The sequence below is a fragment of the Limnohabitans sp. genome (genome assembly GCF_044361985.1).
GTDB lineage: Bacteria > Pseudomonadota > Gammaproteobacteria > Burkholderiales > Burkholderiaceae_C > Limnohabitans_A.
Genome location: NZ_JBIKHV010000025.1, coordinates 1 through 14,340, shown reverse-complemented (window position 1 = coordinate 14,340; position 14,340 = coordinate 1). Strand labels below are relative to the sequence as shown.

The 14,340-nt window shown below is 60.5% G+C and carries 15 protein-coding genes and 1 pseudogene; 7 read left to right on the top strand and 9 right to left on the bottom strand.

Annotated features, from left to right (window positions below; translation table 11 throughout):
* Positions 1 to 20: 20 nt before the first annotated feature.
* Entirely contained in the window at positions 21 to 551 is a 531-nt protein-coding gene (locus tag ACIQ3A_RS06585) for a hypothetical protein (protein ID WP_396430952.1), read from the bottom strand.
* A 44-nt stretch (positions 552 to 595) separates the two neighbouring features.
* Positions 596 to 1,522, bottom strand: a complete 927-nt coding sequence (locus tag ACIQ3A_RS06580; protein WP_396430951.1) for an alpha/beta fold hydrolase — start codon at positions 1,520 to 1,522, stop codon at positions 596 to 598.
* 13 nt (positions 1,523 to 1,535) lie between these two features.
* Here ACIQ3A_RS06580 and ACIQ3A_RS06575 point away from each other — a divergent pair, with 13 nt between their 5' ends.
* The 5 genes from ACIQ3A_RS06575 to ACIQ3A_RS06555 all read left to right on the top strand — a co-directional run bounded on the left by ACIQ3A_RS06575 (position 1,536) and on the right by ACIQ3A_RS06555 (position 5,987).
* Positions 1,536 to 3,299: an acyl-CoA synthetase gene (locus ACIQ3A_RS06575; RefSeq protein ID WP_396430950.1), complete on the top strand. Its 1,764-nt coding sequence runs from the start codon at positions 1,536 to 1,538 to the stop codon at positions 3,297 to 3,299.
* Between the two features lie 111 nt (positions 3,300 to 3,410).
* A complete protein-coding gene (locus ACIQ3A_RS06570; RefSeq protein ID WP_396430949.1) occupies positions 3,411 to 4,472 on the top strand; it encodes an aldo/keto reductase in 1,062 nt (353 codons plus the stop codon).
* 9 nt (positions 4,473 to 4,481) lie between these two features.
* Positions 4,482 to 4,973 carry an aminoacyl-tRNA deacylase gene (locus tag ACIQ3A_RS06565; RefSeq protein ID WP_396430948.1) on the top strand — a complete coding sequence of 164 codons (492 nt, stop codon included), beginning with the start codon at positions 4,482 to 4,484 and terminating at the stop codon, positions 4,971 to 4,973.
* 28 nt (positions 4,974 to 5,001) lie between these two features.
* Positions 5,002 to 5,631 (top strand): glycerol-3-phosphate 1-O-acyltransferase PlsY, encoded by a 630-nt coding sequence (plsY, locus tag ACIQ3A_RS06560; RefSeq protein WP_396430947.1) that lies wholly within the window; start codon positions 5,002 to 5,004, stop codon positions 5,629 to 5,631.
* Positions 5,628 to 5,987: a RidA family protein gene (locus ACIQ3A_RS06555; protein WP_396430946.1), complete on the top strand. Its 360-nt coding sequence runs from the start codon at positions 5,628 to 5,630 to the stop codon at positions 5,985 to 5,987. Before plsY ends, ACIQ3A_RS06555 begins: the two co-directional genes overlap by 4 nt.
* 3 nt (positions 5,988 to 5,990) lie before the next feature.
* Here the strand turns inward: ACIQ3A_RS06555 and bktB are convergent, their stop codons facing one another.
* The 4 genes from bktB to ACIQ3A_RS06535 all read right to left on the bottom strand — a co-directional run bounded on the left by bktB (position 5,991) and on the right by ACIQ3A_RS06535 (position 10,319).
* Entirely contained in the window at positions 5,991 to 7,175 is a 1,185-nt protein-coding gene (gene bktB / locus ACIQ3A_RS06550) for a beta-ketothiolase BktB (RefSeq protein WP_396430945.1), read from the bottom strand.
* A gap of 132 nt (positions 7,176 to 7,307) precedes the next feature.
* Positions 7,308 to 8,063, bottom strand: a complete 756-nt coding sequence (locus ACIQ3A_RS06545; protein ID WP_396430944.1) for an SDR family NAD(P)-dependent oxidoreductase — start codon at positions 8,061 to 8,063, stop codon at positions 7,308 to 7,310.
* Positions 8,064 to 8,151: 88 nt separating this feature from the next.
* A complete protein-coding gene (locus tag ACIQ3A_RS06540) occupies positions 8,152 to 9,489 on the bottom strand; it encodes a c-type cytochrome (protein ID WP_396430943.1) in 1,338 nt (445 codons plus the stop codon).
* The gene (locus tag ACIQ3A_RS06535; RefSeq protein WP_396430966.1) at positions 9,486 to 10,319 is read right to left on the bottom strand and encodes a c-type cytochrome; all 834 of its coding nucleotides are present in this window, start codon (positions 10,317 to 10,319) and stop codon (positions 9,486 to 9,488) included. The genes ACIQ3A_RS06540 and ACIQ3A_RS06535 overlap by 4 nt, the downstream gene beginning before the upstream one ends.
* A 113-nt stretch (positions 10,320 to 10,432) precedes the next feature.
* Between ACIQ3A_RS06535 and ACIQ3A_RS06530 the strand changes: the two genes are divergently transcribed.
* Together ACIQ3A_RS06530 and ACIQ3A_RS06525 are read left to right on the top strand one after the other, a co-directional pair.
* A complete protein-coding gene (locus ACIQ3A_RS06530; protein ID WP_396430942.1) occupies positions 10,433 to 10,951 on the top strand; it encodes a GNAT family N-acetyltransferase in 519 nt (172 codons plus the stop codon).
* 12 nt (positions 10,952 to 10,963) lie between these two features.
* Positions 10,964 to 11,989, top strand: a complete 1,026-nt coding sequence (locus tag ACIQ3A_RS06525; protein WP_396430941.1) for a tRNA dihydrouridine synthase — start codon at positions 10,964 to 10,966, stop codon at positions 11,987 to 11,989.
* Between the two features lie 57 nt (positions 11,990 to 12,046).
* On the opposite strand, the gene ACIQ3A_RS06520 is transcribed toward ACIQ3A_RS06525, so the two are convergent.
* The 3 genes and pseudogenes from ACIQ3A_RS06520 to ACIQ3A_RS06510 form a co-directional block, all read right to left on the bottom strand.
* Positions 12,047 to 12,412 (bottom strand): Hpt domain-containing protein, encoded by a 366-nt coding sequence (locus ACIQ3A_RS06520; protein WP_396430940.1) that lies wholly within the window; start codon positions 12,410 to 12,412, stop codon positions 12,047 to 12,049.
* Positions 12,413 to 12,453: 41 nt separating this feature from the next.
* Positions 12,454 to 13,338 (bottom strand): NUDIX hydrolase, encoded by an 885-nt coding sequence (locus tag ACIQ3A_RS06515; protein ID WP_396430939.1) that lies wholly within the window; start codon positions 13,336 to 13,338, stop codon positions 12,454 to 12,456.
* 226 nt (positions 13,339 to 13,564) lie between these two features.
* Positions 13,565 to 14,340, bottom strand: a pseudogene (locus ACIQ3A_RS06510) (IS3 family transposase); the annotation flags it as partial.

The window sequence follows — 14,340 nt, the reverse complement described above, 5'->3', positions numbered from 1 at the left end:
GGGGCCGTGATGACTGCGGATTAAAACTGACGCCCGTAAGAAAACATCAAGGCAGCGTTGCCCAGGAATTGGAGCTGAAACGAGTCGTGTTGGCTCAATCTGTAGCCAAGGGAAGGGATGATGGCCGGTGAAAAACCGTTGTAATTAAGGGGGACTTTGTTTTCATAGGGCGCGACGTAGCCGTACATCAGGCCGCCAGTGACTTTGGCATACAGATTGGGCATGCCCAAAAGCGCGTTGAACTGCTGGCCTGCGTAAACATAAACCGAAGGCTGGCCGAATGAGTTGCTGAAAAAGCTGATGCCACACAAACGGTCTCCCGGCAACTGTTCGTCAAAGGCCACCATGACCACTTTTTTGTGCTCGGGGTTCTGACTCCAGTGGTGGGTATAAGGGGAAAACGTGAATTCACCGCGGTGTGTGGGTTCCGCAGCACCTTTGACCGCCAAAAAGTTGGGGCAATAGCGACTTGCCGCATCTGCATTCGCCAAGTTGACAAACAAGGACAAGGCCACAGCCAGGCTAAAACGTGAAATTTTTAGGATATGCATCACCGACCATCGTCAAAATTAAAACCTGGTGATTTTAGGGCCCCTTAACCCATGAACTTCTCAAGCACTGCCGCCAGGGCTTGCGGTTGGTCGTGGTGCAGCATGTGGCCTGCATCCTGAATGATGGCTTGCTCGAGCACCGGGATCGCTTTCAGACGTTCGTGAAATTCAGCCAGCGTGTATTTGCCTTTCCACCACTGGCCGAGTGAATCGTCAGAAGCCTCCACCACCAGCACGGGGGCACTGATCTGACCGTACATGGCCAGGGCTTCTTCGACGTGGAACAAATAGGGGTTAATCACCTTGTGCGCCGCATCGCCAAGAATGCGCCACTGCCCATCGCTGCCGGGCCTGGCCCAGTGCTGTGCCAACCAGTCGGCTTTGTCTTGGCCCAGGCGGCAGTTGGTTTTCATCAAGCGCGCAGCTACACCCCGGGCATCGGCATAGGGTTTCAGGTCTTTTTCGCCCGTTCGCTGGGCTTTGAGTTCGTCCAGCCATTGACCCATGCGAGCAGGGGCTTGAGTGGGCTGGCTGGCTGCCAAGCCAAAGCCTTCGAGGTTGACCAGGCGGCGGATGCGCTCGGGGCGAGTGCCCGCGTACATCATCACCACGTTGCCACCCATGCTGTGCCCCACCAAGTCCACGGGTCGACCGGGTGACAGGCTGTCCAGCAAGGCGTCCAGGTCGGCCAAGTAGTCGGGAAACCAGTAACAGTCGGTGGCAGGGGCTTCGGTCAGACCGTAACCCCGCCAGTCCATGGCGATGATGGGGCGCTGTTGCGCAAAGGCTTCGCTGAAGGCGTCAACCATGAACTGCCAGGAGGCGGCCACATCCATCCACCCGTGGGCCAGCACCAAGGGTGTGGCACCGGGCTTGGCCGTGCCCCATTGGCAAACATGGTAGCGGCAGCCGCGCACTTGCACCCAAAGGCTTCGGGGTTCGCGTAAAACTTGGTACATACTTTCGATCATAAGGAGACATTCCATGAGCGTCAGTCGCCCCCAAGACCGCCAAGCCCGTCCGCACATGGACCGCTACCTGCAAATTCACCAAGGCTTTGGCTGGAAAGTGCCCCGAATTTTCAACATGGCGCAAGTCTGCTGCGGGCAATGGGCAGTGCAGCCTGCCACCGCCAAACGCCAGGCCGTGCGTGAGCATGTGGCGGGCCAGGGCCTGGGGCGCAGCTGGACATTTGGGCAGTTGCAACAAGACGCCAACCGCTTGAGTCGGGCGCTGCGGGCGCAAGGTGTGCAGCGTGGTGACCGGGTGGCGATCGTGATGCCCCAGCGCTACGAAACGGCCGTGGCCTACATGGCCGTGCTGCAAATGGGCGCGGTGGCCATGCCTTTGTCGATGCTGTTTGGACCCGAAGCCTTGTCTTTTCGCTTCAACGACAGCCAGGCCCGTGTGGCGGTGTGCGACGAATCCACGGTGCAGGCTTTGCTACAAGCCCGCCCCGACTGCCCCAGCTTGCAAACCTTGATTGGTGTTGGGCCGGCGGCTGCGCTGGCTGATCTGGATTACGCCCAGCTCACGCAAGCCAGTGCGTCCACCTTCAAGACCGTGTCCACCTTGGCCGAAGACCCAGCGGTGTTGATCTACACCAGTGGCACCACCGGCAACCCCAAGGGTGCCTTGATTCCGCACAGGGCCCTGATCGGCAACCTCACGGGTTTTGTGGCCAGCCAAAACTGGTTTGGCTTCGACCCGGACCACGCTGATCGCCCCTCCAAGGCGGTGTTCTGGTCGCCGGCCGACTGGGCGTGGACGGGCGGTTTGATGGATGCGCTGCTTCCGAGTTTGTATTTCGGTCGCCCCATTGTGGCTTTCAACGGGCGCTTTTCGCCCGAGGCGGCGTTTGAGATTCTGCAAAGCCATGCCGTCACGCACACCTTTTTGTTTCCAACGGCCCTGAAAGCCATGATGAAGGCGGTGCCTGACGTGAAGGCCCGATATCGGATTCAACTTCAGGCCATGATGAGTGCCGGTGAGGCCGTGGGCGACGCGGTGTTTGATTACTGCCAAAAGCAGTTGGGCATCACGGTCAATGAAATGTTTGGCCAAACCGAAATCAACTATGTGGTGGGCAACTGTGCCCGCCTTTGGCCTGCCAAGCCTGGCAGCATGGGAAAGGCTTATCCGGGCCACCAGGTTGCGGTCATTGACGAAGCAGGTCGCGTCTGCCCCGCAGGCACGCCCGGTGAGGTGGCCGTCAATCGCTTTGACGTGCACGGGCACCCTGATCCGGTTTTCTTTTTGGGCTATTGGCACAACGATCAGGCAACCCAGGCTAAATACACCGGCCATTGGTGCCGCACGGGTGACATGGCCGTGGCCGACGCGGAGGGTTACCTTTGGTACCAGGGCCGCACCGACGACATGTTCAAGGCGGCGGGTTACCGCATTGGCCCTGGAGAGATTGAAAACTGTCTGGTCAAGCACCCCGCCGTGGCCAATGCGGCGGTGGTGCCCAAGCCCGATGCGGACCGCGGAGCGGTGGTCAAGGCCTATGTGGTGTTGTCACCCGACTGGCTAAGCCGCAGACCAGCAGGGGCGGGCCAGCCCGCCTTTGACGAGCAAGTAAGACGCGAGCTGCAAAGCCATGTGAAGGGCTTGCTCGCGCCCTACGAGTACCCCAAAGAGATCGAGTTCATCGACCAGTTGCCCATGACCACCACGGGCAAAGTGCAGCGCCGGGTCTTGCGGCTGCAGGAAGAAGCCCGGATAGCTCTCATCAGTCCGGGCTGAATGCCATGACAAAATAAGCGTTTGCCAATGCGGCAGTGGGCCTTCGGGCTTGTGCTGTAAAGGCCATCTGCCGATGGCCTCACCCCTCTTCAGAACAACACAGGAAACACCATGAAACTCGTTCAACTCGGACAGTCCGACTTGCAAGTGACCCCCATCTGCCTGGGCACCATGACCTTTGGTGAACAGGTCAATGAAGCTGATTCACACGCCATCCTGGACCGCTCACTCGAAGCCGGTATCAACTTCATCGACACTGCCGAGATGTACGCCGTGCCCGCCACGGCCGCCACCTGCGGCTTCACCGAAACCTACATCGGCAACTGGTTGGCCAAGCGCCCTGGTGCCCGCCAAAAGCTGGTGCTGGCAACCAAGGTGGCAGGGCCTTCACGCGGCATGCCCTGGATCCGGGAAGGTTCGGGCATGACCGGGCAAGACATTTTGAATGCCTGTGACGCCAGCCTGCGTCGCCTGCAAACCGATGTGATCGACCTGTACCAGATCCATTGGCCCGAGCGCCATGTTCCGGTGTTCGGCATCACTTATTTCGACCCGAGCAAAGACAAGCCACTCACACCAATTCACGAGCAACTGGAAGCCTTGTCCAAACTGGTCAAGGCGGGCAAGGTCCGTCAGATCGGCTTGTCCAATGAGACGCCTTATGGCGTGCACGAATTCGTGCGCCTGGCGGAGCAGCATGGCCTGCCGCGCGTGGCCACGGTGCAAAACCCTTATGGCCTGGTCAACCGCACCTACGACAATGCGCTGGACGAAACCTGCTATCGCCTGAACGTGTCCTTGCTGGCTTACTCGCCCCTGGGCTTTGGCTTGCTGACAGGCAAATACGACAACTTTGATCTGACCGGCCCGCTGCTGCCGGATGGCGGCCGAATTGCACGTTACGACTCGATGCGCAAGCAACGCTGGGGCCGCCCTGAGGCGTTGGTGGCGGCACGCCGTTACAACCAGCTGGCGCGTGATAACGGCATGACGCCCACTCAAATGGCCTTGGCTTTTTGCTACCACCGCTGGTGTGTGGCCAGCACCATCATCGGTGTGACCTCGGTGGCCCAATTCAACGAAAACTTGGCCGCCTGGACAGCCGAGTTGACGCCAGAGGTCCTCAAGGCCATCGACGCCATCCGTTGGGAAATGCGCGATCCGGCTTTGTGACATTGGCCAATGGCCAAAAAAGACAAAGTCAGCGAAACCCCTGCCACGGCGCTGCTTCGCCAGCAGGGGGTGAGCTTCACCGAGCACCCCTACGACTACCTGGAGCACGGGGGTGCCCAGCACAGTGCGCATGTGCTGGGCATGGACCCGTTTGTGGTGGTCAAGACCTTGATCATGCAAGACCAGGATGCCAAGCCCCTGGTGGTTCTGATGCACGGCAACCGCAAGGTATCTACCAAAAACCTGGCGCGGCAGATCGGCCTGAAGTCGGTCGAACCCTGTGCGCCCGAGGTGGCGAATCGGCACAGCGGCTATCTGGTGGGCGGCACCTCACCGTTTGCTACCCGAAAGTCGATGCCGGTGTTCATCGAAGAGAGCATCCTGAGTTTGCCGCGCATCTGCATCAACGGCGGCAGGCGCGGTTACCTGGTGGGCATCGAGCCCCAGGTCTGCGTGCAGCTGCTCGGGGCCAAGCCGGTGAATTGCGCACTGGCAGAATAACGCCCGTACAAGAACAAGGGAGCTTTTGATGGACCTATGGATTCCAGTGGCGGTGGTGTTGACCAGTTACTTGATCGGCTCACTCAGTTTTGCGGTGATTGTCAGCCGCCTGATGGGCCTGAGCGACCCCCGCAGCTACGGCAGCAAAAATCCTGGCGCCACCAACGTGTTGCGTTCGGGTAGCAAAAAGGCAGCCATTCTGACCCTGCTGTTAGACGCTGCCAAAGGCTGGCTGCCCGTGGCCCTGGTTCTGACTTATGGGCCAGAGCATGGCCTGGGCGCAGGTGTCGCTGCATTGGCTGGCCTGGCTGCTTTTCTGGGACATTTGTACCCTGTATTCTTTGGGTTCATGGGCGGTAAAGGCGTGGCCACAGCGGTGGGCGTGGTGGTCGGGGTCAATGGCCCCTTGGCCTTGGCGACCGTGCTGACCTTTGCCATCGTGGTCTATTTCAGCCGCTATGTGTCACTGGCGTCGATGGTGGCTGCTGTGTTTGCACCCGCCTTTTACCTGTTTGGCACTGGCGTTGCCTGGCAGGCGACGGCTGCCGAAGTCTTGAGCCTGGCTATCATGGCCATGCTGCTGATTTGGCGCCATCGCGAAAACATCAACCGACTGCTGGCGGGTACCGAGTCGAAATTGGGCCAGAAAAAACCATGAGCCAAGACCTGAAAAGACTGCATGTGGCCGCCCGCTACAGCGAAGCGGCCGTTTTCAATGGCGTGGTGTATTTGGCGGGCATGGTGCCCGAGTGCGAGGCTGCCGACATTCGCAGCCAGACGGCCGATGTGCTGGGCCAGATTGAGCTGCGGCTGGCCGAGGCGGGCAGCGGAAAAACCCGCATTTTGCGCACCCAAATTTACCTCAAAGACATCACGGATATCGCCGCCATGAACGAAGTCTGGGATGCCTGGGTGGTGGCCGGCACCGCTCCACCTCGCGCCACCGTGCAGGCCGCGCTGGCCAACCCGGCTTACCGGATTGAGGTGGTGGTGACGGCTGCCGTCAAGCCCTAAGGCTCACATGCGTTCAAAAATCGCCGCGATGCCCTGACCCCCACCGATGCACATGGTGACCAGCGCGTAACGGCCATTCACGCGTTGCAGTTCGTACAGGGCTTTCACGGTGATCAACGCGCCGGTGGCGCCAATCGGGTGGCCCAGCGAGATACCCGAGCCGTTGGGGTTGACCTTGGCGGGGTCCAAGCCCAGTTCGCGGGTCACGGCGCAGGCTTGGGCGGCAAAGGCTTCGTTGGCCTCGATCACGTCCAGGTCGTTGACCGTCAGACCGGTTTTCTTGAGCACAGCTTGTGTGGCCGAGATCGGGCCTGCGCCCATGATCTTGGGGTCGAGCCCAGTGTGGGCATAACCCACCAGGCGGGCCATTGGCTTGGCACCACGGGCCTTGGCGGTACCGGCTTCCATCAGCACCACCGCTGAAGCAGCGTCGTTGATGCCTGAAGCGTTGCCAGCGGTCACAGTGCCGTTTTCTTTCACGAACACGGGCTTGAGCTTGGCCATGTCTTCGAGCTTGCAGCCTGGGCGGAAGTGCTCGTCGGTGGCGTAGGCCACTTCGCCTTTTTTGCTTTTCAGCATGACCGGCATGATCTGCTCTTTGAAGTAACCGGCCAGAGTGGCGCGTTCGGCACGGTTGTGGCTTTCAACGGCCAGTGCATCCTGCATTTCGCGGGTGATGCCGTATTTGGTGGCCACGTTTTCGGCGGTCACGCCCATGTGAATGCTGTGGAAAGGGTCGTGCAGGGCGCCGACCACCATGTCGATCATTTTGGTGTCGCCCATGCGGGCACCCCAACGGGCACTCAAGGAGGCGTAGGGGCCGCGGCTCATGTTTTCGGCACCGCCGCCAATGGCGATGTCGCAGTCGCCCAGCAAGATGGACTGGCTGGCGCTGACAATGGCCTGCAGGCCCGAGCCGCACAGGCGGTTGACGTTGAAGGCGGGCGTGCCCTCGGCGCAGCCTCCATTGATGGCCGCCACGCGCGACAAATACATGTCTTTGGGCTCGGTGTTGACCACATGGCCGAACACGACATGGCCGACATCTTTGCCGTCGGTGCCCGCACGGGACAGGGCTTCACGCACGACTTGCGCGGCCAGCTCGGTGGGGGCAATGTCCTTCAGGCTGCCGCCATAGGTACCAATCGCGGTGCGCACACCGCTGACAACAACAACTTCACGGCTCATGGGAGGTCTCCAGAATTTTAAAAATGACAGTAATCAACAGGTTTGACCCTGTGAGTGTCGGGGTCAATGGCTACGTTGACCTGACAAGTAACTTTGTAAACGCTGACAAGTCGCTGGCCTGTCTGCAGTCGCTCAGTCCCGGATGTCAGCCACAGGCTTTTGCCCAAAGTCAGGCCGGGCGAGGAAGGCCAGCACCAGCGCAGCTGCTTGAGGCGCGCTGCTGAGCAGGCCTTTTTCTTTCAGCTGCAAAAACTTGGATTGGTCAGGGAAAGCCTCACCGGCTGCGCCACGCAACTGCACTTGCATGTCGGTGTCGATCACGCCTGGGGCCAATGAGCAAACTTTGGCGCCTTGGGGTACGAGGGCCTCGTCAAGTGCCATGCATCGTGTGAAGTGGTCCATGCCGGCTTTGGCCGCGCAATAGCCAGCCTGCGAAGCCATGGCGTTGCGGCCCAGGCCGGAAGAAATGTTGAGCACCCTTTTTGGCACGGTCCATGTTTCGGTAGCGCCTAAAAACGCCGCGCACAAGGCCATGGGCGCTTCCAGACCGACGCGCAAGGCCTGCGCCAAATCGGTGGGGCTAGATTGACTGAGCGGCAGGATCGGGGGGATGGTGCCTGCATTGTTGATCAGGGTCACGCTGGCAAGATCGGCCGGGTTTTGGCTTTTCAGCCAAGCCTTCAAGCGGCTACTTGCCCCTTCGCCATCGGCCAGGTCCTGGCTCCATTGCACCAGAGTGGATGCATTTTGTTGTGCAGTCTCCTGAAGGGCGGGATGGGTGTGCCGTGAGATGCACAGCAGGCTGTTATCTGCTTGCAGCAATTGCTCGGCCATGGCCAGCCCCAAGCCCCTCGAGGCCCCTGTGAGAATGTAAAGGTGGTGTTTCATGGTGAAGATATTAGGGGTTAGGACTTGGCAAGCCAGTGCCGCAGTTGACAGGCGCTCATGCCGGCGCAAGCTTGGCCGCGCCAAGCCATCAATGCCCTTGTGCTGCCCGAATACGGTTGACTTGCAGGGGGGGGACTTCGCTGGCCCGGTTGCCCCATTGGGTGCGCAGATGGGTGAGTACGGCCGAGATGTCGCGGTCATCCAGTTCCAGCATGGCAGGGGGCATGCCAAAAGGTCGAGGGTGGCCTGCGGTGACTGGCGCGTAGCCGCCGTACAACACCACTTGCACCAGATTGGTGGGGTCGTTCAGCAGCACAGCGCGGTTGCCTGCCAGGGACGGGTAGGCCACTTTGCCATCGGCGGTGTTGATGCCTTCGCCCTTTTCACCGTGGCATTGCAGGCAATGGCGTTCGTATACCTTGGCGCCTTGTTTGGTGACTTGCAGGCTGATGCGGGCGGGCTGACGAGGACTCTGTGGAGCTTGATCTGGGGCATTTTTTGCACGCGATTGCAAATAAACCGCCATGGCTTGCAGATCGTTCGGGCTAAGGTGTTGCAGGCTGTGTTGCACCACTTCGCCCATGGGGCCGCTGGTTTGAGCCGATGCCGATGTGCCGGTGCGCAACAGGCGCACGATCTCGGGCAGGGGCGAGCTGGCCAAGCCAGTTTCAGCGTCACGGGTCAGGTCAGGGGCGTACCAATTGACCACGGGCATCAGGCCACCCGACAAGTCACTGACCGAGCCGCTCGCCCCGAGCGCGTTGCGCGGGCTGTGGCAGGCCGCGCAGTGACCCAGTCCTTGCACCAGGTAAGCGCCACGGTTCCATTGCGCATTTTGCTGTGTATCCACCACGAATGGGCTGGGTGCAAAGTACAGGCTTCGCCAGACGGCCAGGGCTGGCTGCGTGCCCACGGGCCAGACCAGGGTGTGGTCGGGCTGGGCCTGGACAATCGGGGCTTGGGTGTTCAGCCAGGCAAAAATTGCGTCGCTGTCTTCGCGGGGAATGACACTGGTGTGGTTGTAAGGAAAGGCCGGGGTCAGCAAACGACCGCCCTTGGATCGGCCCAGGTGCAAGGCGTGCCAAAAATCTTGCGCATCCCATTGGCCCAGGCCCGTCTGCGGGTCGGGCGTCAGGTTGCTGCTGTAGACGCCACCAAAAGGCGTGTCAATGCGGCGCCCCCCCGCCAAGGCTGGCCCACCCAGGCTGGTGTGACAGGCCATGCAGTTTCCTGCCAGGGCCAGGTAGCGTCCTTGCTCGATTTGGGCTTCGGTTGCCTTGCCCGAGAGGGCTGGGGCGTCTTTTGGGGGCCAAACCAGGTCGCCCCAGTTGTCCCACACCACCGCTGCAGCGAGCACCCCAAGGCTGAGCAAAATGACTTGGCCCAATCGCCAAAAAGGTTTCGTGGGGTGCGTGAGGCGGTTCATGATCGGCCCCCGGCAAGGGGCTGTGCCGGCGCTTGGCCAGACAATTCAGGTGCACTGCCACAACGCAAGGCTTCAGGCAGCGCAGGGCCTGCAGGGCGGCGATCTGTGGCCTGGGTGTCAGCCGGCAGTGGCTGGCGAGCCAACCAACTCGAAACAGCAATCAGGTCTGCCGCCGGCATGCGCTTGACCACTTCGGCCATGCAATCAGGTGCGTGGGCGCGGCGTTGTCCGGTCTGCCAAGCCCCCAGTTGGGCGTTCAGGTAGTCCAGTGGCAAGCCCAGCAGGCCCGGCACGTTGGGCTGCACGCCCGTCAGGCGCACACCATGGCATTGCGTACAGGCGGGCAAGCCGCGTGCGGCATCGCCCTGGGTCACCAGTTGCTGGCCCTTGGCCAGGCGTTCGGGCGAGATGGCATTGTTCGCCGTGGGGGGCGGGTAGGGCAGTTTCAGCTGGGCAAAGTACTGGGCCATCTCGCCCAGATAGTCGTCGTTCAGGGGGTTGACCAAACGCGCCATCAGGTCGTAATGCCGCCGACCTTGTGCAAAATTGCGCAGCTGGTTGTGCAGGTAGCCTGCCGGCTTGCCTGCCAGGCGTGGGTAATAACCATCGGGCCCGGCGCGGCCTTGGTCGCCGTGGCAAGCAGTGCAGGCCCGGGTGCGTTCTGCCATGTCGTCGGCAAACCGGCCAGGGGTTTGGGCGCTGGCCAAGCCCGTGCCAAGCACCCCCAATGCCCAAAAAAGCCCTGCAAAAAACCAGGCCCGCACCCGCTTCAAAGTGTTGGCCGCTTGGCCACAAAGGACCTTCGGGGGGTGTGCCAACGGATAATTCATGCTGCTCAAAGACGTCCTCATGGGTTGAAGATAACCGAAGCGGCGACAATGTCTGGTTTTGCGCCGAAAGACCTGGTTTTTCGGCACCTTGTTGTTTATTTCTAGTTCAAGCCATGTCCGATATCCAAGTCCGATTTGCCTCCCTTCAAGATGCGCCTGCAGTGGCTGCATTGCATGTGAGCGCCTGCCGCGCTGCCTACGCCGGCCAAGTGCCTGATGCCCATTGGGACGCCACCCCCATGCCCAAACGGGTGTCCTTCTGGAAAGAGGCGATTGAATACGGTGAGCCGCAAGTGATGCTGGCCACCGACGGCCGTGAAGTCGTCGGCTTTGTCGGGTTTGACCGTTCGCGCGACCCCAAATCCAAAAACACAACAGGCGAAATCTGGGCCATTTATGTGGCCCCTGACCGTTTGGGTCAGGGCATTGGCCTGGCCCTGTGGGATGCTGCCCTTGAAGGCCTGGAAGAAGAAGGTTGCACCGAAGTCACTGTCTGGTTGCCACTTTTGCATGAAAAAACCTTGCGTTTTCACGATCTGGCGGGGTTCAAGCGCGAGATGAACACGGCCCGCACCGTGCCATTGGGTGGTGTGAAGATCGAAGAGGTTCGGCTCAAGCGCAAACTCAGCTGATGGCCTGACCTCATGCAAACGCGCCATTTGGGCGGTCGCATCATGCTGGCGCCCATGGAGGGCCTGCTCGACCACACCTTGCGAGACATGCTCACGCGTGTGGGCGGTGTGGACTTGTGCGTGTCGGAGTTCATCCGGGTCACCAACACCGTGCTGCCGCGCCGCGCCTTCATTCGCGTGGCGCCCGAATTGCTGAACAAGAGTTGCACCCCCGCAGGGGTGCCAGTGCGTGTGCAGTTGCTGGGCTCGGACCCGATCTGTCTGGCAGACAATGCGGCTGCCTTGGCCGAGCTGGAACCGGCTGGCATCGATTTGAATTTTGGCTGCCCTGCAAAAACTGTCAATCAGCACCGGGGAGGTGCGGTCTTGCTGGATGAGCCCGAGTTGGTGGGGGACATCGTGGCGGCTGTGCGCCGAGCAGTGCCGGCGCACATCCCGGTCTCGGCCAAGATGCGCCTGGGCTACAACGATGACAGCCGAGCAGAGGACTGCGCTCAGGCCATTGAGGCCGCCGGTGCCAGTGATCTGGTGGTTCATGCCCGAACCAAGGCCCATGGCTACCGGCCGCCCGCTTACTGGGATCGGATCGCTGATTTGCGCCAGCATGTGCGATTGCCCATGGTGGCCAACGGTGAAATCTGGACTTTGTCGGATGCCTTGCGTTGCCGCGAGGTGACCGGGTGTGAGCGTCTCATGATTGGGCGTGGCATGGTGGCCGACCCTGGCCTGGCTTTGGCCATTGCGCATCACGATGCCGTATTGACAGGCACGTCGACCGGGGAGGCCGTGACTTGGGCACACATTGTGGTGTTGATGCGCCTGTTTTGGCAGGGCATCAGCCAGCGGGTGGCCCCTCGCCACCGCGCGGGGCGGCTCAAGCAGTGGCTCAATTATTTGCGGCGGGTTCACCCGCAGGCACAAGAGGCGTTTGACCAACTGCGTCTGATGCATGACCCTGCCACCATTGCCCAGTGGCTGGAGGCACAAAACCCGCCAGATTCTGCAGCCAGTGCCGTCAAAGCTGAAATTTGCGCCTGAGGTTGGCGATGGGCCGCCCAGTGGTTGTGCAGCCCGCTGAAGCGGATCGGGGCTTGTTCAAGCCTGCGGGTGGCTCACCAGGTGTGAGGCGACTTCGTTGCGCAGCGCCTCCAGCTGGGGGGCCAATTGGCTGTAAGCGGCACGGACTTCCGAGATTTCAGCGTGCTTGCTCATTTGCTCAACAATCACGACCAGTTCAACCAGGCTGTCGACGCAAAACACCGGGGTGAATCCTTTTAGCTGGTGCAACACGCGGTTCACACCATGCATGTCGTCTTGTTCCAACAGCGCCGCAATGCGCGGCAGGTCTTCGCCCAAAGTCTGGTGCAAGGTGTTCAGCAAGGATAAAACCCCGTTGGCATCGCCAATGAATTCGATCGCCCGTTCAACAGACAGATAAATGGGCGCAGATGTTTCGGTCATGAGTGCTGGAAAAGATCTATTAGTGTTACAAATTGTAATAGTTAATCGTGATCCAGCAAAGCGGCCAAACCCAACTCAGGCTCAAAGCGCTTGTTTTTGAACATCAGGCGGGTCGGGCCGGGAAACGCTGATCGCGCTACCGAATGCCGTGGGTCGCCGGGATAGCAAATGGTGCGGACGCCGTCCTGATCGAAGGGTTCAGGCTCCACCACAGGGGGATGGCGACTTTGGGCTTCTGCCAGCGCACTGTGGGTGTCCGAGTGTCTGCCAAGCTGCACCAGCCCCATGATTTGTGGTGGCGCCAGTTCGATCTGGCGGTCCCAGTAACGTATCAAGGCCTCGCGCGGGGTAATCCACAGGGCTTCGGTGGTCTCATGGTTGTCGTGTTCGGCGGTTTGACCTTCGGGCACCCGGGTGATAAAGAAACGGGTGTCGAAGCGTTTATGCGTGACGGATGCCTGCCGGGGTGTGATCCAACGGGTCCAGGGCACCAAGGTGTCGGTGGACAAGCGAAGCGAAAGATTTTGAAAGGCCTCAGCCCAGCTTTGCCCGCTGGCCAAAGCGTCTTGCAAGGCTTGCAGGTCTGGACTGTCATCGCCGGTTTGGCCTAACAAGATCCGGCATTCTTCAAATGCCTCGCGAATAGCCGCCACAAAAAGGCCCGCCGCCCGTTCAGCGCTCAGATGAGGTTCTGCGAGTCGCTGGTGCAAAGTGCCGATGTCTTGGCTCAGTTGGGCCAGCAAACCTGGACTTTGGTCAGCCGCGTCGAGTTTGCCGCCTGGAAACACATAGGCCCCACCCAAAACGTTGGACGCTTGGTGGCGCCTGAGCAAAAGCACTTGCATGCCTTGTGCACTGTCGCGCAACAAGACCACCGAAGCAGAGTCCAGCGGTGCGGTGGTGATGATTTCGGTGTTGAGTTCCATGGCGGGGTGTCAATCGTGCAACACAGCTTGGGGGCTGGCTGTTTTAAAGTCGGGCAAGGTTTGAAGTGGACCCCAAAGTCAGGACAGCCTTGATGGCAGTTTAAGTTGCACTCAACTTCTCGCAGCTGGTCGGCGCTGCCCCGGTTTTTGCATTTTGTATTGCTGGCTCAATCTCAATCCTGACTTCCCCGGCCGCAGTCGCGCTGGAGCGCAGCGCAACTGGGAGTCTTTCTTTGCTCCGGTATTTGTCCACGATCATCGCACCGCCGCCGCTTGACGTCTGGTGAACCTCTTGCGGTGTTTGATTTTCCAGTGACTGGTGCGGGCGCTCGGTGTTGTAGAAAGCAAAGTATTTCGTCAGGCCCACCAGCAACTCGCCCATGGTGGCATAGCCGTTGAGGTAGATGTCCTCATGCTTGACGCTCCTCCAAAGCCGCTCCACAAAGATGTTGTCATAGGCCCGGCCCCGGCCGTCCATGCTGATGGTGATCCCCTCGCGATTGAGCACGCCCGTGAATGCCTCGCTGGTGAATTGGCTGCCCTGGTCGCTGTTGAATACCTCAGGCTTGCCGTGCTCACGCAAGGCGTCCTCCAGGCAGTCCACGCAAAACGCGGCCTCCATGCTGTTGCTGATTCGCCAGCTCAGCACCCGCCGAGAGTACCAGTCAATCACAGCCACGAGGTAGGCAAAGCCCCGAGCTAGCCGCACATAGGTGATGTCCGTGCTCCAGACCTGATTGGCCCGCACCACGGGCACGCCACGCAGGAGATAGGGGTGCACCTTGTGCTGCGGGTGCGCCGCGCTCGTATTCGGCCCTGGTGCCATACCAGCCAGCGACATGCTGCGCATGTAGCGCTGCACCCGCTTGCGGTTGACCCAGTGTCCGCAACGCCCCAAGTACACCACCATCTTGCGGCTACCGTAAAAGGGGTGGCGCGTGTACTCCTCATCAATCAGCCGCTTGAGCACCTCGTCTGCCTCGACAAAAAACACGGCTTTGC